22 protein-coding genes are annotated in these 18,503 nt (G+C 73.0%); 14 read left to right on the top strand and 8 right to left on the bottom strand.

Annotation, left to right across the window (positions count from 1 at the left end; translation table 11 throughout):
- The first annotated feature begins 56 nt into the window (after positions 1 to 56).
- The 4 genes from O7623_RS28740 (at position 57) to O7623_RS28755 (ending at position 3,642) form a co-directional block, all read left to right on the top strand.
- The gene (locus O7623_RS28740) at positions 57 to 1,232 is read left to right on the top strand and encodes an ROK family transcriptional regulator (protein WP_282226061.1); all 1,176 of its coding nucleotides are present in this window, start codon (positions 57 to 59) and stop codon (positions 1,230 to 1,232) included.
- Between the two features lie 110 nt (positions 1,233 to 1,342).
- Positions 1,343 to 2,176 carry an ABC transporter ATP-binding protein gene (locus O7623_RS28745; RefSeq protein ID WP_282229629.1) on the top strand — a complete coding sequence of 278 codons (834 nt, stop codon included), beginning with the start codon at positions 1,343 to 1,345 and terminating at the stop codon, positions 2,174 to 2,176.
- Positions 2,177 to 2,263: 87 nt separating this feature from the next.
- Positions 2,264 to 3,151 (top strand): ribokinase, encoded by an 888-nt coding sequence (locus O7623_RS28750; protein ID WP_282229630.1) that lies wholly within the window; start codon positions 2,264 to 2,266, stop codon positions 3,149 to 3,151.
- Positions 3,152 to 3,234: 83 nt separating this feature from the next.
- The gene (locus O7623_RS28755) at positions 3,235 to 3,642 is read left to right on the top strand and encodes a YccF domain-containing protein (protein ID WP_282226062.1); all 408 of its coding nucleotides are present in this window, start codon (positions 3,235 to 3,237) and stop codon (positions 3,640 to 3,642) included.
- A 38-nt stretch (positions 3,643 to 3,680) separates the two neighbouring features.
- Here O7623_RS28755 and O7623_RS28760 read toward each other — a convergent pair whose 3' ends face one another.
- From O7623_RS28760 to O7623_RS28770, 3 genes are all read right to left on the bottom strand, one after another.
- The gene (locus tag O7623_RS28760) at positions 3,681 to 4,193 is read right to left on the bottom strand and encodes a hypothetical protein (protein ID WP_282226063.1); all 513 of its coding nucleotides are present in this window, start codon (positions 4,191 to 4,193) and stop codon (positions 3,681 to 3,683) included.
- 23 nt (positions 4,194 to 4,216) lie between these two features.
- Entirely contained in the window at positions 4,217 to 5,038 is an 822-nt protein-coding gene (locus tag O7623_RS28765) for a hypothetical protein (RefSeq protein ID WP_282226064.1), read from the bottom strand.
- Between the two features lie 216 nt (positions 5,039 to 5,254).
- Entirely contained in the window at positions 5,255 to 5,800 is a 546-nt protein-coding gene (locus O7623_RS28770; RefSeq protein WP_282226065.1) for a DUF6232 family protein, read from the bottom strand.
- Between the two features lie 61 nt (positions 5,801 to 5,861).
- Between O7623_RS28770 and O7623_RS28775 the strand changes: the two genes are divergently transcribed.
- The 4 genes from O7623_RS28775 to O7623_RS28790 all read left to right on the top strand — a co-directional run bounded on the left by O7623_RS28775 (position 5,862) and on the right by O7623_RS28790 (position 10,321).
- Entirely contained in the window at positions 5,862 to 6,641 is a 780-nt protein-coding gene (locus O7623_RS28775; RefSeq protein ID WP_282226066.1) for an enoyl-CoA hydratase-related protein, read from the top strand.
- Positions 6,642 to 6,744: 103 nt separating this feature from the next.
- Positions 6,745 to 8,367, top strand: coding sequence for an acetolactate synthase (locus O7623_RS28780; protein WP_282226067.1), 1,623 nt, complete (start codon positions 6,745 to 6,747; stop codon positions 8,365 to 8,367).
- A gap of 92 nt (positions 8,368 to 8,459) precedes the next feature.
- A complete protein-coding gene (locus tag O7623_RS28785; RefSeq protein ID WP_282226068.1) occupies positions 8,460 to 9,497 on the top strand; it encodes an ATP-binding cassette domain-containing protein in 1,038 nt (345 codons plus the stop codon).
- The gene (locus tag O7623_RS28790) at positions 9,494 to 10,321 is read left to right on the top strand and encodes an ABC transporter permease (RefSeq protein ID WP_282226069.1); all 828 of its coding nucleotides are present in this window, start codon (positions 9,494 to 9,496) and stop codon (positions 10,319 to 10,321) included. The genes O7623_RS28785 and O7623_RS28790 overlap by 4 nt, the downstream gene beginning before the upstream one ends.
- A gap of 33 nt (positions 10,322 to 10,354) precedes the next feature.
- Here O7623_RS28790 and O7623_RS28795 read toward each other — a convergent pair whose 3' ends face one another.
- The 3 genes from O7623_RS28795 to O7623_RS28805 are packed head-to-tail and all read right to left on the bottom strand — an operon-like array spanning position 10,355 to position 11,603.
- Complete coding sequence (locus O7623_RS28795; RefSeq protein WP_282226070.1) at positions 10,355 to 10,822, bottom strand: PLD nuclease N-terminal domain-containing protein; 468 nt, start codon at positions 10,820 to 10,822, stop codon at positions 10,355 to 10,357.
- A gap of 36 nt (positions 10,823 to 10,858) precedes the next feature.
- Complete coding sequence (locus O7623_RS28800; protein ID WP_282226071.1) at positions 10,859 to 11,221, bottom strand: DUF202 domain-containing protein; 363 nt, start codon at positions 11,219 to 11,221, stop codon at positions 10,859 to 10,861.
- Complete coding sequence (locus O7623_RS28805) at positions 11,214 to 11,603, bottom strand: DUF202 domain-containing protein (protein ID WP_282226072.1); 390 nt, start codon at positions 11,601 to 11,603, stop codon at positions 11,214 to 11,216. Before O7623_RS28805 ends, O7623_RS28800 begins: the two co-directional genes overlap by 8 nt.
- A gap of 33 nt (positions 11,604 to 11,636) precedes the next feature.
- Here O7623_RS28805 and O7623_RS28810 point away from each other — a divergent pair, with 33 nt between their 5' ends.
- The 3 genes from O7623_RS28810 to O7623_RS28820 all read left to right on the top strand — a co-directional run bounded on the left by O7623_RS28810 (position 11,637) and on the right by O7623_RS28820 (position 13,967).
- Complete coding sequence (locus tag O7623_RS28810; protein ID WP_282226073.1) at positions 11,637 to 12,041, top strand: hypothetical protein; 405 nt, start codon at positions 11,637 to 11,639, stop codon at positions 12,039 to 12,041.
- 169 nt (positions 12,042 to 12,210) lie between these two features.
- Positions 12,211 to 12,990, top strand: coding sequence for an electron transfer flavoprotein subunit beta/FixA family protein (locus O7623_RS28815; RefSeq protein ID WP_282226074.1), 780 nt, complete (start codon positions 12,211 to 12,213; stop codon positions 12,988 to 12,990).
- Between the two features lie 14 nt (positions 12,991 to 13,004).
- Positions 13,005 to 13,967 (top strand): electron transfer flavoprotein subunit alpha/FixB family protein, encoded by a 963-nt coding sequence (locus tag O7623_RS28820; RefSeq protein ID WP_282226075.1) that lies wholly within the window; start codon positions 13,005 to 13,007, stop codon positions 13,965 to 13,967.
- A gap of 67 nt (positions 13,968 to 14,034) precedes the next feature.
- Here O7623_RS28820 and O7623_RS28825 read toward each other — a convergent pair whose 3' ends face one another.
- The gene (locus O7623_RS28825; protein WP_282226076.1) at positions 14,035 to 14,832 is read right to left on the bottom strand and encodes an anti-sigma factor; all 798 of its coding nucleotides are present in this window, start codon (positions 14,830 to 14,832) and stop codon (positions 14,035 to 14,037) included.
- The gene (locus O7623_RS28830) at positions 14,786 to 15,433 is read right to left on the bottom strand and encodes an RNA polymerase sigma factor (protein ID WP_282229631.1); all 648 of its coding nucleotides are present in this window, start codon (positions 15,431 to 15,433) and stop codon (positions 14,786 to 14,788) included. The genes O7623_RS28825 and O7623_RS28830 overlap by 47 nt, the downstream gene beginning before the upstream one ends.
- 285 nt (positions 15,434 to 15,718) lie before the next feature.
- Here O7623_RS28830 and O7623_RS28835 point away from each other — a divergent pair, with 285 nt between their 5' ends.
- The 3 genes from O7623_RS28835 (at position 15,719) to O7623_RS28845 (ending at position 18,479) form a co-directional block, all read left to right on the top strand.
- Complete coding sequence (locus O7623_RS28835) at positions 15,719 to 16,564, top strand: DUF4397 domain-containing protein (protein ID WP_282226077.1); 846 nt, start codon at positions 15,719 to 15,721, stop codon at positions 16,562 to 16,564.
- A complete protein-coding gene (locus O7623_RS28840; RefSeq protein WP_282226078.1) occupies positions 16,561 to 17,214 on the top strand; it encodes a class F sortase in 654 nt (217 codons plus the stop codon). Before O7623_RS28835 ends, O7623_RS28840 begins: the two co-directional genes overlap by 4 nt.
- A 77-nt stretch (positions 17,215 to 17,291) precedes the next feature.
- On the top strand, positions 17,292 to 18,479 hold the full coding sequence (locus tag O7623_RS28845) for a cysteine desulfurase family protein (RefSeq protein ID WP_282226079.1): 1,188 nt from the start codon (positions 17,292 to 17,294) through the stop codon (positions 18,477 to 18,479).
- Positions 18,480 to 18,503 lie beyond the last annotated feature (24 nt).

Consider the following 18,503-nt stretch of genomic DNA (forward strand, 5'->3'; position numbering starts at 1 on the left):
TTCCGCTAGGTTGACCAAGATAATAGTTAACTTTCCTAAAAACTAGAGGACGACACATGGGTTCTCCGCGCCTGCCCGGCACGCCCCGTCTGCTACGCGCACTCAACGACCGGGCCGCGCTGGAACTGCTCATCGCCCGGGGGCCGCTCACCCGCGCGCAGCTCGGCGAGCTGACCGGCCTGTCCAAGGTCACCGCGTCGCAACTGGTCGAACGGCTCGAGGGGCGTGGGCTGGTCACCCGGGTCGGCGAGCAGGCCGGCGGGCGAGGACCCAACGCCCAGCTGTACGCCGTACAACCGGGCAGCGCCCACGTGATCGGCGTCGACGTCGGCCCGGACCGGGTGGTCGCCGCCTGCGCCGACATCACCGGCACGGTCACCGGAACCGTCGAACACTCCACGAAGGACACCGACGACCCGGTGGGCGTGGTGCACCGTGCGGTGGTCCAGGCGGCCAGCAGCGCCGACACCCCGCTCGCCAGCGTCCGGCGGGTGGTGCTGGGCACCCCCGGCCTGGTCGACCCGGGCACCGGCGACATCACCTTCGCGTACAACCTGCCCCGCTGGCACCGCGGCCTGCTCGCCGCCCTGCGCGAGGACCTCGACACCACCGTCGTGTTCGAAAACGACGTCAACCTCGCCGCCGTCGCCGAGGCCCACGCCGGCGCCGCCCGCGACGTACCGGACTTCGTGCTGGTCTGGGCCGGCGTCGGCGTCGGCCTGGCGATCATGCTCGGCGGCCGGCTGCACCACGGCAGCACCGGTGCCGCCGGCGAGATCGGCTACCTGCCGGTGCCCGGCGCACCCATTCCCCGGGACGTGTCGCGTCGCGCGAAGCCGGCGTTCCAGCAGGTGGCCGGGGCGGACGCGGTCCGGGCGGTGGCCCGCGAGCACGGCTTCCGGGCGGCCAGCGCCGGCGAGGCGGTCCAGGCCGCGATCGCCGCCGGCACCCGGGGCGGCCCGTTCCTCGACGAGTTGGCCCGCCGGCTCGCCCTCGGCGTGGCCAGCAGCTGCGTCGTGCTCGACCCGCCGCTGGTCGTGCTCACCGGGGAGGTCGGCCGGGCCGGTGGCAGCGCCCTCGCCGAACGGGTACAGCACGAGGTCGCCGCGATCACCCTGGTCGCTCCCCGGGTGGTGGTCACCGAGGTGGTCGACGAACCGGTCCTGCAGGGCGCGCTGCGGATCGCACTGGACGCCGTCCGCGACGAGGTCTTCGCCTCCACCGTGGCCTGAGGTCGAGCGCCGCCGGGCCGAGCGCCGCCGGGCCGCAGGCGCTGCACGGAAGCCGCCGCGTCGCAGCCGAGCGGCCCGGCGGTGGCCCGCGCCACCGCCGACGCGGCCCGCTGCCGGCCCGCCGGCCGGCGTGGTTGGATGGTCCGGTGCCTACCGTTGCAGACGACCTGGTGATCGAGTTCGACTCCGTGGGCGTGACCCGCTCCGGCACGGCCCTGCTGCAGGACGTCACCCTGCAGGTACGCCCGGAGCAGCGGTGGGTGGTCCTCGGCCCGAACGGCGCCGGCAAGACCACCCTGCTCAGCCTGGCCGCCGGCCGGATGCACCCGACGACCGGCACCGTACGCGTCCTCGGCGAGCAGCTGGGCCGCACCGACCTGGCCGAGCTGCGTACCCGCATCGGACTGACCACGGCGGCGCTCGCCGAGCGGATCCCCGCGACCGAGCGGGTCCTCGACGTGGTGCTCACCGCCGCCTGGTCGGTGGTCGGCCGGTGGCGGGAGAGCTACGACGCCCTCGACGCCGACCGGGCCCGGGACCTGCTCGACCAGTTCGGCGTCGGCGGATTCGCCGCCCGCGAGTACGGCACCCTGTCCGAAGGGGAACGCAAGCGGGTGCAGATCGCCCGTGCCCTGATGACCGACCCGGAGCTGCTGCTGCTCGACGAGCCGGCCGCCGGCCTCGACCTGGGCGCCCGCGAGGACCTCGTCGGCCGCCTCGGCGGCCTCGCCCGCGACCCGCACGCCCCGGCGCTGGTGCTGGTCACCCACCACGTGGAGGAGATCCCGCCCGGCTTCACCCACGCGCTGCTGCTGCGCCAGGGCGCGGTGGTGGCCGCCGGTGAACTGGCCGCGACGCTCACCGGTGATCACCTGTCCAAGACGTTCGGCCTGCCGCTGGTCCTGGACCGGGTCGGCGCGCGCTACGCCGCCCGGGCCGCCTGAGCCGTGGAACCCGTGCCCACACCCGACGGCGGTCCCCGACCGTCTTCCGACTCCGGGTCCCGACCGGATCCCACGCGGCGACCCCGGATCGCGGTGGTGGGCAGCGCGAACATGGACCTGGTGGCCACCGCGCCGAAGCTGCCGCAACCGGGGGAGACCCTGCTCGGCAGCGACTTCGTCATGGTCCCCGGCGGCAAGGGCGCCAACCAGGCGATCGCCGCCGCGCGGGCCGGCGGCGACTGCGTCTTCCTCGGCGCGGTCGGGTCGGACGCCTTCGGGGTCACCCTCACCGGCCGACTCGCCCGCTCCGGTGTGGACACCGGGCAGCTGCGGGTGGTGTACGGCGCGTCCGGGGTCGCGGTGGTCATGGTCAACGCGGCCGGCGAGAACGCCATCGTCGTCACTCCGGGAGCCAACGCCGCGTTCCACGGGCTGACCGAGCCGGAGCTGGCGGCGGTCCGCGCGGCCGACGTCCTGGTCGCGCAGTTGGAGATCCCGCTGGAGACCGTCCTGGCCGCCACCACGGCCGCCCGGGACGCGGGCGCCCGGGTGATCCTGAACGCGGCACCGGCCCGGCCGCTGCCCGCCGACCTGCTCGACACCGTCGACCTGCTGGTGGTCAACGACGCGGAGGCCCGGGCGATCGCCGGCGCCGGGCGGGAGGACCCGGCGGCGCTGTTGACCGCGGTACGCCGTGCGGTGCTCACCCTCGGCGCGCAGGGCGCCTGGTACGTCGACCGGGACGGCACCCACGAGCACGTGCCGGCGTTCGCGGTCGAGACGGTGGACTCCACCGCTGCGGGTGACGCGTTCACCGGGGCGCTGGCCGTCGCCTGGGGCGAGGGCCGGGACCTGGTGTCGGCTGTACGGTGGGCGTCGGCGGCCGGGGCGGCCTGCGTACGGCGGTTGGGGGCCTCGGCGTCGCTGCCGCAGCGGGCCGAGATCGACGCCCTGGCCAGCGCCAGCGCCAGCTGAGCGTCCGTGCCCGGGCGCAGCGCCAGCTGAGCATCCGCGCCGTTGGTCGGCGGCGGGTGGCGCGGGTACGGGATCATCGAGTCATGCGAGTCATCCTCAACCTGCTCTGGTTGTTCTTCGGCGGCGGCATCGTGCTCGGTGTCGCGTACGGGCTGGCCGCGCTGATCTGCTTCGTGCTGGTCGTCACGATCCCGTTCGGGGTGGCCTCGCTGCGGTTGGCCTACTACTCCCTCTGGCCGTTCGGTCGGACGCTGGTGGCCAAGCCCGGTGCCGGGATCGGCTCCGGGCTGGCGAACATCCTCTGGGTGCTGCTCGCCGGCTGGTGGTTGGCGCTCACCCACATCGTCACCGGAATCACCCTCTGCCTGACGATCATCGGGATCCCGTTCGGCATCGCCAACTTCAAGCTGGTGCCGGCCGCGTTCTGGCCGCTGGGCCGCGAGGTGGTCGACGTCGAGGACCTACGTCGGCCCGGCCTGGTCAGCGCCTGACCCACCGGTCGTCGCCACGGCTGCGGGCCATCGAGAGGTCAGGTCGTGAACGCCACCAGGTAGACCGTCACCTCGTCCGGCGCGTCGAGATCGAGCAGCACCGTCCGGAACACCCCGTCCACCGGCTCGTCGCGTTGGTCGATGCCGGACACCGACACCGCGTCGTCCGGCCGCCAGGTGTCGCCGCCGGGGTGATCGGCGGTCCGTACGGCCCGCAACCCCGGCTCGGGAGCGGGGAACCGGCTGTCGTCCAGGAACCCGGGCAGCTCGTCGGCGGGGATGCGGAACATCGCCGTCAGGTGCCAGTCCAGGGCGCTGGCGAACGACGTCGACAACAGCACCGTGCCCGGCGGCAGCCGTACCTTGGCGTTGGCCTCGACCTCGGCGGCGCTCAAGGTGCGCACATCCCGGTCGGCGGCGGCCCGGTCGATAGTCCGGTCGGCGGCCCGGCCCGCGCCGGTGCCCACCACCCCGCAGCCACCGAGCGCCGCCGCCGCGACCAGCGCGACCAGCGCGCCGCCGATGCCGCGCCGGATGCTCGATCCAGTCATACCGGGCAGGGTAGGCGCAGCGGTCAACTCGACGCCGGCGGCTCCTCCTCCTCGCCGAGCCGGTCCGCGCCCCGCCGGCGCAGCATCTTCAACCCCGGGATGCCGGCGACGGCCAGCTTCAGGTCCCGGGTCACCTCCAGCAGGCTGTGGATGTCCGGCCCGACCCGGTCCAGGGTCGCCAGGATCGGCAGGACGTCGGCGGTGATGTGCCGGGTCAGCCGGGGCAGCTCGTCGACCAGCCGCACCGCCGCCTCGACCTCGTCCTCGCTGAGCTGCTCCACGAAGTGCCGGGCCATCGGCGCACCGCGCCGCAACGCCGGCTCGAACTCGCCGAGCAGTTCGGCCGACCGGTCGGCGATCTGCTCACTGCGCCCGACGACCCGGCTCGCCCCGACCGCGACCCGGTCGGCGTCGGTGAGCAGCGTCTCCGCCGCCGCCGCGACCCGGGTCGCCGCCTGCACCGCCGTCGTGGCCGCCGTCGCGATCGACTCCACCCGGCGGGTCGCCTCCTCGGTCTCCTCGACCACCCGCTCGCTGCGTTCCAGCAGCACCTCGACCCGGTCGACCACCGTGCCGACCCGCTGCACCAGTGCCTCGATCTCGTCCAGTACGGCGAACGCCCGCCCCGGCACCGCAGCGTACCCGGCGGCCAGCTGGCCGACCTGCCCCGCCACCTGGCTGGCCTGCGCCGCCACCTGACCCGCCTGGCTGGTGGCCCGGCCGGCCACGCCGGCCGCCGCATTCACGGTGCCGGTGACAGTCCCGGTGACGGCGTCGGTCACCTGCCCGACCGTGGCTCTGGTCAGTGCGTAGATACTCGCCGGGGTGGGCAGCGGGAACGGCATCCCACCATTGTGCGGCCCGCTGGCCACCGTCCGCTCGCCAGCGCAGCGGATCGGCCCGCTCGCCAGCGCAGCTGATCGTCCCGGTCGCCGCCGGTCAGAAACCGCGGCGCGCCTACCGTTGCGGCTGGCCAGCGGCGGGGGGACGGGCACGCGTTCCGGGTGCGGACCGGCGCGCGGGCACGCCCGCCCCGGGCCGGTGCGGCTGCTGGCCGGCGGTCAACTGCCGGGCGGAAGGGCCGGTGACGGCCGGGCGGGCGGGGGGCTGAGCGCCTCGGCCTCCAGCGCGGCCTCGACGGCCCGGCGCAGCGCGCGGTGGATGCGTCCGATCCGCAGCGCGTCGCGGCTGGACACCAGCAGCACCGGCGTCTGACGCACCTGTGCCCAGAGTTCGAGCTGGTGCGCGCCCCGGTCGTAGGAGTCGTCGAGCAGCCCGAGCAGCAGGTCGGCCAGGGGGACGATGATCAGTCCGACCAGGATGGAGCCGCCGACGAGCGCGACGGTGACGGTCGACGAGGCGTCGATGCTCAGCGCGGTGACCAGCCCCAGGATCGCGGTGACCACCGGGGCGACGAAGGCGATGCCGACCATGCCCCGGCCGGCGTACGCCCGCCAGTAGCGGGCACCGCGCCGCTGCCAGATGCGGTCCACGTCGGTCAGCGGGTACCGCTGCTGCTCCGCCTGGAACTCGACGGAGGTGATCCGTACGGATTTGTCGTCGTAGTAGGTGAACACCCCGGCTACCTCCTCACGCTCGTGGATCACGTTACCCACTCTCCGGTGATCGCCGTAGGCTGTCCCACAACGCGACGACGGGAGGTCTGACGTGTCGGATCCGGTGCTGGTCGAGGTCGGGGTCGAGGAGGGCATCGCCACCGTCCGGCTCGCCCGTCCACCGATGAACGCGCTGAACGCGGCCGTGCAGGAGCAGTTGCGCGACGCCGCGCGGACCGTCACCGACGACGAGCGGGTCCGGGCGGTCGTGGTGTACGGCGGCGACAAGGTCTTCGCCGCCGGTGCCGACATCAAGGAAATGGCCGACATGTCGTACGTGGCGATGTCGGCGCGGGCCGCCCAGTTGTCCAGCGCGTTCGACGCGATCGCCCGGATCCCCAAGCCGGTGGTCGCGGCGATCACCGGCTACGCCCTCGGCGGCGGGTGTGAGCTGGCGCTGGCCTGTGACTGGCGGGTGGTCGCCGACGACGCCAAGCTCGGCCAGCCGGAGATCAAGCTCGGCGTCATCCCCGGTGCCGGCGGCACCCAACGACTGGCCCGCCTGGTCGGTCCGGCCCGGGCCAAGGACATCATCCTCACCGGCCGGATGGTCGACGCCGTCGAGGCCGAGCGGATCGGGCTGGCCGACCGGGTCGTCCCGGCCGACCAGGTGTACGCCACGGCGCTCGACCTGGTCCGTCCGTTCGTCACCGGCCCGGCCCAGGCGGTGCGGGCGGCCAAACTGGCCATCGACGGTGGCCTGGAGATGGATCTCGCCTCCGGCCTGGCCTGGGAGAGCCAGCTCTTCGCCGGCCTGTTCGCCACCGAGGACCGGGCCGAGGGTATGGCCGCATTCGTCGCCAAACGCAAGCCGGACTTCACCGGCCGCTGACCCCCGGCTCGCGTCGGCCCGGCACTGCCGGCCGTATGTGACCGGGCGGTAACCTGCACGGGTCGGGCCGATCGGCCGGCCCGCGCGAGGGGAGGCATCGGCGATGGTGGAACGGATCGACGGTCACGGCGGGGCGCTCACCCTGGCTGCGGTGCGGGCGTACGGCGTACAGGAGCTGTTCACCCTCTCCGGCGGGCACCTGTTCCCGCTCTACGACGCCGCACACACCGCCGGATTCCCGATCTACGACGTCCGGCACGAGCAGACCGCCGTCTTCGCCGCCGAGGCGATCGCCAAGCTGCAGCGGCGCCCCGGGCTGGCCGCGTTGACCGCCGGGCCGGGCGTTACCAACGGCATCTCCGGGCTGACCAGCGCCTTCTTCAACGCCGCGCCGGTGCTGGTGCTCGGCGGCCGGGCCCCGGCGTTCCGCTGGGGGTCGGGCAGCCTGCAGGAGATCGACCACGTACCGCTGGTCGCCCCGGTCACCAAGCACGCCGCCACCGTCACCTCGACCGAGGAGATCCCGGCGGCGGTCGCCGCGGCCCTGACCGCCGCGCTCACCCCGCACCGGGGGCCGGCCTTCCTCGACCTCCCCCTCGAAGTGATCTTCTCGACCGCGGACCTGCCGGCCCCGGTCGCCGCGCCGGTGCCGGTGGTCGAACCGGATCCGGACGACGTCACCGCCGCCGCCCGGCTGATCGCCGCCGCGCACCGACCGGTGATCGTCGCCGGATCCGACGTGTACGCCGCCGACGCTGTCGCCGCGCTGCGGGAGGCGGCCGAGGCGCTGCAGGTGCCGGTCTTCACCAACGGCATGGGCCGGGGAGCGCTGCCCCCTGGCCACCCGCTCGCGTTCGCCAAGGCTCGGCGGGTCGCGCTCGGCGGTGCCGACGTCGTCGCGGTGATCGGTACCCCGCTGGACTTCCGGTTGGGCTTCGGCGACTTCGGCGCCGCCCAGGTCGTACACATCGTCGACGCGCCCAGCCAGCGGGCGACCCACGTACAGCCGGCGGTGTCACCCGCCGGTGACCTGCGCCTGATCCTGTCGGCGTTGGCCGACCACGGCGGCGACCGGACCGACCACTCCGGTTGGCTGACCGACCTGCGCGCCGCCGAGGACAAGGCCAAGGCCCGCGACGCCGCCGAACTCGCCGCGGACACCGACCCGATCCGTCCGGGGCGGATCTACGGCGAGCTGCGCGCGGTGCTCGAACCGGACGCCGTCACCATCGGCGACGGCGGCGACTTCGTCTCGTACGCCGGCCGCTATCTGGAGCCGTCGGTGCCGGGCAGTTGGCTCGACCCGGGCCCGTACGGCTGCCTCGGCACCGGCATGGGGTACGCCATGGGCGCCCGGCTGACCTACCCGGACCGGCAGGTCTGCGTGCTGATGGGCGACGGCGCCGCCGGCTTCTCGCTGATGGACGTCGAATCGCTGGTACGGCAGAAGCTGCCGGTGGTGATCGTCGTCGGCAACAACGGCATCTGGGGGTTGGAGAAGCACCCGATGCGGGCCATGTACGGCTACGACGTCGCCGCCGACCTGCAGCCCGGGCTGCGCTACGACGAGATCGCCAGCGCTCTCGGCGGGGCCGGGGAGACGGTGGACCGGGCCGACGGGATCGGTCCGGCGCTGCGCCGCGCGTTCGCCGCCGGAGTGCCCTATCTGGTGAATGTGCTGACCGACCCGAGTGACGCGTACCCCCGCTCGTCGAACCTCGCCTGACGGGTTGCCGACCCGTCAGGGTCGGCAAATGCGTGGCGGAATGTCAGACCCGTCGTTCAGAGTGTGCGGGGGAATCAACGACGGGAGCGGGGATGTCGCACGCGATCTGGGCGGAAGGGCTGGTCAAACGGTTCGGTCCGACGACCGCCCTGGCCGGGGTGGATCTGGCGGTACGGACCGGCACCGTGTTCGGGCTGCTCGGGCCGAACGGGGCCGGCAAGACCACTGCGGTACGGGTGCTGGCCACCCTGCTGCAGCCGGACGCCGGACAGGCCCGGGTCCAGGGTTTCGACGTGGTGCGCCAGGCGCACCAGGTCCGTCAGGTGATCGGCCTGACCGGCCAGTACGCCTCGGTCGACGAGACGCTGACCGGTGTGGAGAACCTGATCATGATCGGTCGGTTGCTCGGGCTGTCCCGGGCCGACGCCCGGTCCCGGGCCCGTGAGCTGCTGACCGAGTTCCATCTCACCGACGCCGGTTCCCGCGCGGCGAAGACGTACTCGGGCGGCATGCGCCGCCGGCTCGACCTGGCGGCCAGCCTGGTGGGCCGGCCGCAGGTGCTGTTCCTCGACGAGCCGACCACCGGTCTGGATCCGCGCAGCCGCAACGAGCTGTGGGAGCTGGTTCGTGGCCTGGTCGCCTCCGGTGTGACAGTGCTGCTCACCACCCAGTACCTGGAGGAGGCCGACCAGCTCGCCGACGAGTTGGCCGTGGTCGACCACGGACGGGTCATCGCCAGCGGCACCCCGGAGGAGCTCAAGGCCAAGACCGGGGCCCAGGTGCTGGCGGTGCGTCCGACGGACCCGACGACGTTGCCGACGGTGCTGGCCACGCTCCGGGAGCTGTCCGGCAACGAGCCGGCGCTGTCGCAGACGACGGTCACGGTCAGCACCGCCGATCCCGAGCTGCTGCCGGCCGTGGTGCGCCGACTCGACGAAGCCGGTGTCAAGGTGGGCGAGTTGGCGTTGCGCGGTTCCAGCCTCGACGAGGTGTTCCTGTCGCTGACCGGCCACCGGGCCGAGCCGGGCGGTGCCGGTCCCGAGACCACCACCGGTCAGCAGTCGACCGACCGGACCTCCCCGACGGGGTCCGAGCCACGACCCGCCGCCACGATGGAGCAGATCCGATGACCGCCGCCGCGACCACCGCCACCACCGCCACGCCGAAACCTCCCGGCGGGTCACAGTGGGTCGGCCCGGTCGCCGGGCTACGCCACACCGGCACTCTGGCCTGGCGCAGCCTGGTGCAGATCAAGCACAACCCGATGGAGTTGCTGGACCTCAGCATCCAGCCGCTGATGTTCGTCCTGCTGTTCACCTACGTGTTCGGCGGCGCGATCGCCGGTTCCCCTGGTGACTACCTGACCTTCGCCCTGCCCGGCATCATCGTGCAGAACGCCCTGTTCGCCACGATGACGACCGGGTTCGGCCTCAACACCGACCTGACCAAGGGCGTGTTCGACCGGCTGCGGTCGCTGCCGATCGCGCGGTGGGCGCCGCTGGCCGGACGGATCCTCGCCGACACCGTCAAGCAGGCCTGGTCGGTGACGCTGCTGCTGGGGGTCGGGATGATCCTCGGGTTCCGCATCGGCGGTGGGCTGCTCGGCCTGCTCGGTGCGTTCGCGCTGATCCTGGCGTTCACCCTGGCCGCCTCGTGGATCTCCGTGTTGGTCGGGGTGCTGGTCAGCGAGCCGGAGAAGGTGCAGATCTTCGGCTTCATGGTGATCTTTCCGCTCAGCTTCACCAGCAACGCCTTCGTCCCGACCGAGACGATGCCCGGCTGGCTGCAGGCATGGGTGGAGGTCAACCCGGTGACGATCCTGGCCGACGCCCTGCGGGGGCTGCTCGGCGGTGACGCCGCAGCCGGACCGGTCGGCTACTCACTGCTCTGGGCAGCCGGCATCGCCGTGGTCTTCGCACCGTTGGCGCTGGCCCGCTTCAAGCGGCGGACCTGACCCGCGTCGGCCGCCGACCCGGATCCGGTGCGCTCACTGCTCGGGGCGCCGGTCCTCCCGGTCACCGGCGTCCCGGCTGTGGGTTTCGTTCTCCTGGCGGGGCTCGTTGGGCCGCCGGGTCTGCGCCTCCCGCCGGATCTCGTCCTCGCGACGACGCAGATCCTCCTCCCATCGTTCGAACAGCTCCCGGTCCTGCTTCGACTGCTCGGCGTCGAGAGCGCGGAGGAACTCCGGGTCGTCGTCGGGGGCGAGTGGGCGGTTACGCGGCGTCGTCGGCCCCGGTCGGCCGGGGCCACCGAGCGGGGCACCGCTGCCGAAGACGGGTCGGCGGCTGAGGAACCAGGCGGCCGGCCCGAGCAGCGGCACGACGATGATGACCGGCACCCAGAGCGCTCGGGGCAGGGCGCGGACCTCACCTTTCTCGGCCGAGAGGCAGCTGATCAACGCCACTGCCATGAGCACGACGTGGAGCATGAAGAGGACGATGAACACGCGGGCCATCCCGCAATGATGCCCCGCTGCGGCGGCGCAGCCTAGTCAGCGCAGGATCAGGAGGGCACCCAGCAGGGCGTAACCGGCGGTGACCAGCCCCAGCAGAGGCACCTCGGCGCCGATCTGTCCGGCCGTGGGCCGGCGTGGGCCGCGCGCCCGGCGGTAGGCGTAGCCGATCAGCGCGGCCCAGCCGACGACCGCCGCCGGGGCGGCGAGCAGCGAGGACCCGCCTCGGTCGATCGCCAGCCGGACGGTCAGTAGCACGACCAGGGTCAGGGCCAGGGCGGAGCGTCGCCAGGCCAGTCGGGTTCGCTCCGGCTGCAGGCCGGGATCGTACGGCGGGTCACCGCCCGGTCGACCGGGAGGGCCTGGCGGTGGTCCGTCCGTCGGTCGGGTCGGCTCAGCCACGGGTGGCCTCGATCACCACGACGACGGTGAGGACGGCGGCCCCGATACCGACACAGATGGCCAGGAACGCGGGGAATCGGGAGGCCGGGAGCTCGGCGCCGAGCCGCATCGCCCGTTCGGTGCGCGCCCAGTGGTCGACCGCCCGTACCGCCACGGCCCCGCCGAGCAGCATCAGGACGACGGCGAGGGCTTCCCGCAGATGGGCGACGGACAGCTCGGGGAGGAACTGCGCGACGGCCAGACCGCCGGCGACCAGGGCCAGGGCGGTACGGATCCAGGCCAGGAAGGTCCGTTCGTTGGCCAGCGAGAACCGGTAGTCCGGCGCGGTACCCACCCGCCGGGTCTGGCTGGGATCGAACCATTGGCGCAGCGCACTCCACACCTGGCTGATTATCGACGACTAGACTCACCGACTGTGGCGGAGCTGACCGATGACGAGCGCAGCACTCTGAAGACCGGGGCCTTCGGCGCGGTCTACCTGGTGTCGAACGCCGATCCGGGGATCTTTTCGATGGTCCGGGAGAGCTTCGCCGCCTCGGACGCCTTCGCTGGCGCCAGCGGTCTGGTCAAGGACGTACTGACCAGTGGTGAGCTGCCGAAACTGCCCCGCGAAACGCCGGCGGCGGTGGAGGAGCTGGTGTTGCCGTTGCTGCGGCGCTCGGTGGCCATCCTCATCGCGAAGTCCCCGCACGACCTGGACGAGTACCGGTCGACGGTGCTCGGCGCGGTGGACCGGGTGGCGCAGGCCGCCTCCGGGGTCGACCCGGCGGAGCAGACGATGATCGACAGGATCACCCAGGCGTTGGCCGACCCCTCCTGACCTGTCCTCCGGCCCGGTCGGTGGTGCCGTTTCGCCCTTGGCTACTAGCGGGTAACATAGCTCGTGGGACATTCCACACCGCTGCTCGGTTGACCGATCGTTAAGGTAAGCGGCAGGCTGCGCCGAGAGCGGCAAACAGCACCACCTACAGGAGGGGTGTCGAAGCGCGATGAACATCGTCGTACTCGTCAAGCAGGTGCCCGATTCCGGCGCGGAACGCGCCCTACGTGGTGACGACAACACCGTCGACCGCGGCTCGGCCAACAACGTGATCAATGAGATGGACGAGTACGCGATCGAGGAGGCGCTGCGGCTGCGGGAGGCCAACGGTGGCGAGGTGACCATCCTCACCATGGGTCCGGACCGGGCGGCCGAGTCGATCCGCAAGGCGCTGTCGATGGGCCCGGACAAGGCGGTGCACGTCGTCGACGACGCACTCCACGGCTCCTGCGCTGTCGCCACGTCGAAGGTGCTCGCCGCCGCGCTGGCCAGCCTGAACGCCGACCTGATCCTCTGCGGCGCGGAGTCCACCGACGGGCGGGTGCAGGTCATGCCGCACATGCTCGCCGAGCGGCTAGGGATCGCCGCGCTCACCGGCGCCCGCAAACTGACCGTCGACGGCGGCACCCTCACCGTCGAGCGGCAGAGCGAGGAGGGCTACGAGGTGGTCCGCGCCGCCACCCCGGCGGTGGTGTCGGTCTGGGACACCATCAACGAGCCCCGTTACCCCTCGTTCAAGGGGATCATGGCCGCCAAGAAGAAGCCGGTACAGACCCTGTCCCTGGCCGATCTCGGCGTCGCCGCTAGCGAGGTCGGCTTCGACGGCGCCACCAGTGCGGTGGTCGACCACCACAAGCGTCCGCCGCGTTCGGCGGGGGAGAAGCTCGTCGACGACGGCGACGGCGGCGTACGGCTGGTCCAGTTCCTGGCGTCCGAGAAGTTCGTGTGAGCGGGGTGGATGAAATGGCAGAGGTTCTCGTCGTCGTCGAGGCCACCGGCGAATTCGGCGTCAAGAAGGTCACCCTCGAACTGCTGACCCTCGCCCGCCGACTCGGCGGTGAGGTCGCCGCAGTGGTGCTCGGCGGGCCCGGCGCGGCCGCCGCGATGACCGACAAACTCGGCGAGTACGGCGCCACCACGGTGTACGCCGCCGAGAGCGAGGAGATCGACGGCTACCTGGTCGCACCGAAGGTGACAGTGCTGGCCGAGCTGATCGGTCGGGTACAGCCGGCCGCCGTACTGCTCGCCTCCTCCCAGGAGGGCAAGGAGATCGCCGGGCGGCTCGCCGTACGGCTGGACAACGGCCTGCTGACCGACGTGGTCGACCTGGCGGCCGACGGCACCGCGACCCAGGTCGCGTTCGCCGGCTCCACCATCGTGACCTCGCGGGTGACCCGGGGGCTGCCGCTGGTGACGTTGCGGCCCAACTCGGTCGCCCCCGAGCCGGCCCCGACCACCCCGCAGGTCGAGCAGCTCACGGTGCAGGTCCCCGAGACCGACAAGCTCGCCACGGTCGTCGAGCGGGTCGCCGAGCAGTCCGGTTCCCGTCCGGAGCTCACCGAGGCGTCGGTGGTGGTCTCCGGCGGTCGCGGCGTCGGCAGCGGTGACAACTTCAAACTGGTCGAGGAGCTGGCCGACCTGCTCGGCGGCGCGGTGGGCGCCTCCCGGGCCGCGGTCGACTCCGGCTACTACCCGCACCAGTTCCAGGTGGGGCAGACCGGCAAGACGGTCTCCCCGCAGCTCTACGTCGCGCTCGGCATCTCCGGGGCGATCCAGCACCGGGCCGGCATGCAGACGTCGAAGACCATCGTCGCGGTCAACAAGGACGCCGAGGCACCGATCTTCGAACTCGCCGACTTCGGCGTGGTGGGCGACCTCAACAAGGTGGTCCCGCAGGCCGCCGAGGAGATCCGCAAGCGCAAGTGACACCGACGGTGCACACCGGGCCGGGACCCTCCTACAGGGTCCCGGCCCGGCCCGCGTACCCGGTTGCTCAGCCGGACAACGTGCCGCGCAGCAGGCTCTGCCCGGAGTGCGACGGATCGTTGTCGTACTCCTCGGCCGACACGTCGACCAGCCGGTAGGCGTCGAGATCGACGTTGGTCGGCAGCGGCATCAGCACGTCGGCGGCGTCGGCCAGCGTGCCGACCGGGAACATCTGCATCGTGTCCGGGTCGATCAGCCAGACCTGGTAGTAGCCGGCCGGCCGGGGCAGGCCGGCGACGTGCAGGTGCAGCCGGCCGTCGTCGAACACCCGGGCCTCACCGGCGGCGTCGGCCGGTGCGTCGCCGAACGCGGCGAGCGCGGCGCTGGCCACCACGTCGGACCCGGCCGGTGGCGGGGAGGCCAGCCGGACCACGGCCACCGTACCGACGACCCCGGCGATCGCGGCGGCGATCGCGGTGACGACCGGCAGCCACCGACGCGGCCAGCGCCGCGACCGGCGGCCGGTCCGCAACGGTACGACCGGTGCCGGTGCCGGTGCCGGTGCCGGTGCCGCTGCCGGTGCCGGTGTCGGTCCGGCGGGCGACTCGTGCACTTCCGATGTTGCCGGATCGCGGCCGGTCGCCGGCCCGTCGAGCTCCGCCACGATGCGCCGCCAGACGTGGTCGGCCGGTTCGGGCAGGTCGGCCAGGTCCTGGGCCTCCGCGCCGATCTGGCCGACGTAGCGGATCGTCTCCAGTTCCGTACGGCAGCGCGGGCAGTCGGAGAGGTGACCGGACTCGCCGGCGTCCGCCTCGGTCTCACCGAGTGCCAGAAAGACCAGCCGGTCGTGTTCCAGGTGCGGCACCGTCCACCTCCCAACGTCGTCGCAGAACCGCCATGCCACGGCGGATGTGGCTCTTGACCGTACCGAGCGGGACCCCGGTGACCGCCGCGATCTGCTGGTGGGTCAGGTCGTCGAAGAACGCCAGCTCGAGCATTCGGCGTTGCTCGGCGGGCAACCGTGCCAACTCGTCGGCGATCACCAGCCGGTCCACCACCCGCGCCGGATCCGGGCTGACTGCCGGCGTGACGGCGCTGGCCTGCCGGACCGAGTCGGTCACCCGGTTCTCGCGAGTCAACGCCCGGATCCGGTCGACCACCTTGCGCCGGGCGATACCGAGCAACCAGCCGAGCAGCGACCCCCGGGCCGGGTCGAACCCGTCACGCCCCAGCCAGGCGGCCACGAACGTGGCCTGCACCACGTCCTCCGCGTCGGCCCGGGCGGCCAGGGTGGCCGTCGCCAGGTGCAGCACCGCCCGGCCGTACCGGTCGTAGACCTGCCGCAACGCCTTCTCGTCGCCGGCAGCGAACCGCTGTGCCAGCAGTTCGTCGTCACCGACATCGGGTGGCGCCGGGTGACGGTCGGCACGGCGACCGCCGTCGGTGTCCCCGCTCACCCGGGACATCGCCATCTGTGGGGCATGCCTGACTGTAACTCCCACCGTTCTCGCTCCGACCGTGCCGCCCTGCCGGGAAATCCAGGTCACCACAGGGTTCGGCCGTCGGCCGTCGAACGGATGCACCCGGCCGATCCGGACCGCTCGTCCGGGGGCCCGGCGCGGTACGGCGGAAAAAGAATCCGGCCGTGCTGCATCCGGCTGCCCGAGCCCGGTCGAATCCCTCATCGCAAGGCCGACCGCCGAGGGCCCCGGCGCCGGAGCAGAGCTGCCAATCGTTTCCGAGGAGGAGAAATGCGCGCTACGTACTCTCGCCGGGCCGCTGCCGGCGCGGCTGCCGCCCTCGCCACGTTCGTCGGGCTCAGCGCCGTGACCGCCACTCCGGCGTTCGCCGCGACGTCCGACGTCTCGGTGGTGCACGGCATCCCGGGCACCCCGGTCGACGTGTACGTCAACGGTGAGCGGACCCTGGAGAACTTCCAGCCCGGTGACGTCGCCGGACCCCTCGAACTGCCGGAAGGGTCGTACGACCTGGCGCTGACCCGTCCCGGTGAGCCGGTCGCGGACGCGATCCTGACCGCCGACGACGCCGCCGTCCCCGGTGGCGCGAACATCAGCATCGTCGCCCACCTGGGTGCCGACGGCGCGCCGACGATCACCCCGTTCGTCAACGACGTCTCGGCGACCGACGCCGGGCAGGCCCGGCTGATCGTCCGGCACACGGCGGCGGCCCCCGGGGTCGACGTACGGGCCGGTGGTGAGCCGGTGTTCCGGAACCTGACCAACCCCAACGAGGAGTCGGCCGACCTGCCGGCCGGCACCGTCGCTGCGGACGTCGTGCTGACCGGTACCGACACGGTGGTGCTCGGCCCGACCGACCTGAACCTCAACGAAGGCACCGCGACGATCGTCTACGCCATCGGCTCGGCCGAGGAGGAGACCCTGAACGTGGTCGCCCAGACCATCTCCGGGCTGCACTCGGCGCCGGACGGGGTGCCCAGCGGCACCGGTGGCCTGGCCGACACCGGGTCGAACACCGCCTGGTACCTGGCCGCCACGGTCGGCGTCCTGCTCCTGGCCGGCGGCGGGCTGTTCGCGGTCCGTCGGCGGGCGGTGGCCGGGCCGGCAGCGCGTCGGTGACGGTTTCCACCAGAGGGGCGCTGGCGGCCGTGGCCGCCAGCGCCGCCGCCCTGCTGAGCGTCACGTTGGCCGCCTGCGGCACCGACTCCACCGTCGGTGCCGACGAGGTACGGCAGCTGGCCAGCCCGTCGACGTCGGCCACGGCACCGGCGTCGACCGCGACCGTACCGGTACGCCCCGGCGCGTTGCCCGACCCGGTCGCCGCGCTCGCCCCGACCCGACTGGCGATCCCGGCGATCGGTGTCGTCGCCCGGGTCGACCCGGTCGGCGTGGCCGACGACACCGGCGAGTTCGACGTGCCGCCCAGCGTCGACGAGGTCGGCTGGTACCGGTTCGGCCCCGGGCTGGAGGCGCGGTCCGGTTCGGTGGTGATCGCCGGGCACGTCGACGGCGCCGGTCAGGGACCGGGTGCCTTCTTCCGGCTGCGCGAGCTCGACGCCGGTGACCGGATCGAGGTGGCCGCCGGCGACCAGGTGCGCGAGTTCCGGGTGGTGGGCCGGGAGGAGTACGACAAGTCGGTGATCCCACTGGAGCGGTACTTCGCCCGCGACGGCGAGGTACGGCTGACCCTGATCACCTGCGGCGGGCCGTTCGACGAGGCGGCCCGGCGGTACCGCAACAACGTCGTGGTCACCGCCGTACCGGTCTGACCGCCACGCGTCACGGACCGGCACCGGTACGGCCGCCGCCGCTGCCGCGTCCGAACCGACGGATAGGCTTGTCGACGATGGCCTACCTCGACCACGCCGCGACCACGCCGATGCTCGACGAGGCGGTGGAGACCTACGTCGCCACCGCCCGTCGGGTCGGTAACGCGTCCTCGCTGCACGCCGCCGGTCGGGCGGCCCGGCGGACGGTCGAGGAGGCCCGGGAGCGGGTCGCCGCCGCGCTCGGCGCGCGACCGTCGGAAGTGATCTTCACAGCCGGTGGCACCGAGAGCGACAACCTCGCGGTCAAGGGCATCTTCTGGGCCCGGATCGCGGCCGCGCCACAGCGCCGCCGAATCCTGGCCAGCGCCGTCGAGCACCACGCCGTCCTCGACGCCGTACAGTGGCTCGCCACGCACGAACACGCGGAGGTGACCTGGCTCGCGGTCGACGCCGACGGGCGGGTCGCCGTCGACACCCTGCAGGCCGCCCTCGACACGGCTGCCGACACCACGGCGCTGGTCAGCGTCATGTGGGCGAACAACGAGGTGGGCACGGTCCAGCCGGTGGCTTCGTTCGCGGCACTGGCCGCCCGGTCCGGCGTACCACTGCACACCGACGCCGTCCAGGCGGTCGGTCAACTGCCGGTCGACTTCGCCGCCAGCGGCGCGGCCGCGCTCACCGTCAGCGGGCACAAGGTCGGTGGCCCGGCCGGTGTCGGCGCGTTGCTGCTCGGCCGCGACGTCGCCTGCACTCCGCTGCTGCACGGCGGCGGCCAGGAGCGCGACGTGCGTTCCGGCACCCTCGACACGGCCGGTATCGCCGCGTTCTCCGTCGCGGTCGAGGTCGCGGTGAAGCGGCAGGCCGAGCACGCGGCGCGGGTCGGCGCGCTCCGCGACGACCTGGTGGACCGGGTACGTGCGGTGGTGCCGGACGCGGTCTACAACGGTGACCCGGTCGACCGGCTGCCGGGGAACGCCCACTTCTCCTTCCCCGGGTGCGAGGGCGACGCGTTGCTGCTGCTGCTCGACGCGCAGGGCATCGCCTGCTCGACCGGCTCGGCCTGCTCAGCCGGCGTGGCCCAGCCGTCACACGTTCTGCTGGCGATGGCAGCCGACGACGACCGGGCCCGGTCGTCGCTGCGGTTCAGCCTGGGCCACGACTCGACCTCGGCCGAGGTGGACGCGCTGCTGGCGGCGTTGCCGGGCGCGGTGGACCGGGCCCGGCGGGCCGGCGCGGTCCGGGGCAGCCGATCGGTCACCGGCTAGGCTCGACAGCGAAGCGACAGCGGG

It is taken from the genome of Solwaraspora sp. WMMD791, from assembly GCF_029581195.1.
Taxonomy (GTDB): Bacteria; Actinomycetota; Actinomycetes; order Mycobacteriales; family Micromonosporaceae; genus Micromonospora_E.

Coding starts and splice junctions, on each gene's coding strand:
- O7623_RS28740 (WP_282226061.1), top strand. CDS start 57: ATGGGTTCTCCGCGCCTGCCCGGCACGCCCCGTCTGCTACGCGCACTC.
- O7623_RS28755 (WP_282226062.1), top strand. CDS start 3,235: ATGCGAGTCATCCTCAACCTGCTCTGGTTGTTCTTCGGCGGCGGCATC.
- O7623_RS28760 (WP_282226063.1), bottom strand. CDS start 4,193: ATGACTGGATCGAGCATCCGGCGCGGCATCGGCGGCGCGCTGGTCGCG.
- O7623_RS28765 (WP_282226064.1), bottom strand. CDS start 5,038: ATGCCGTTCCCGCTGCCCACCCCGGCGAGTATCTACGCACTGACCAGA.
- O7623_RS28780 (WP_282226067.1), top strand. CDS start 6,745: ATGGTGGAACGGATCGACGGTCACGGCGGGGCGCTCACCCTGGCTGCG.
- O7623_RS28785 (WP_282226068.1), top strand. CDS start 8,460: ATGTCGCACGCGATCTGGGCGGAAGGGCTGGTCAAACGGTTCGGTCCG.
- O7623_RS28790 (WP_282226069.1), top strand. CDS start 9,494: ATGACCGCCGCCGCGACCACCGCCACCACCGCCACGCCGAAACCTCCC.
- O7623_RS28795 (WP_282226070.1), bottom strand. CDS start 10,822: ATGGCCCGCGTGTTCATCGTCCTCTTCATGCTCCACGTCGTGCTCATG.
- O7623_RS28815 (WP_282226074.1), top strand. CDS start 12,211: ATGAACATCGTCGTACTCGTCAAGCAGGTGCCCGATTCCGGCGCGGAA.
- O7623_RS28820 (WP_282226075.1), top strand. CDS start 13,005: ATGGCAGAGGTTCTCGTCGTCGTCGAGGCCACCGGCGAATTCGGCGTC.
- O7623_RS28830 (WP_282229631.1), bottom strand. CDS start 15,433: ATGTCCCGGGTGAGCGGGGACACCGACGGCGGTCGCCGTGCCGACCGT.
- O7623_RS28835 (WP_282226077.1), top strand. CDS start 15,719: ATGCGCGCTACGTACTCTCGCCGGGCCGCTGCCGGCGCGGCTGCCGCC.
- O7623_RS28845 (WP_282226079.1), top strand. CDS start 17,292: ATGGCCTACCTCGACCACGCCGCGACCACGCCGATGCTCGACGAGGCG.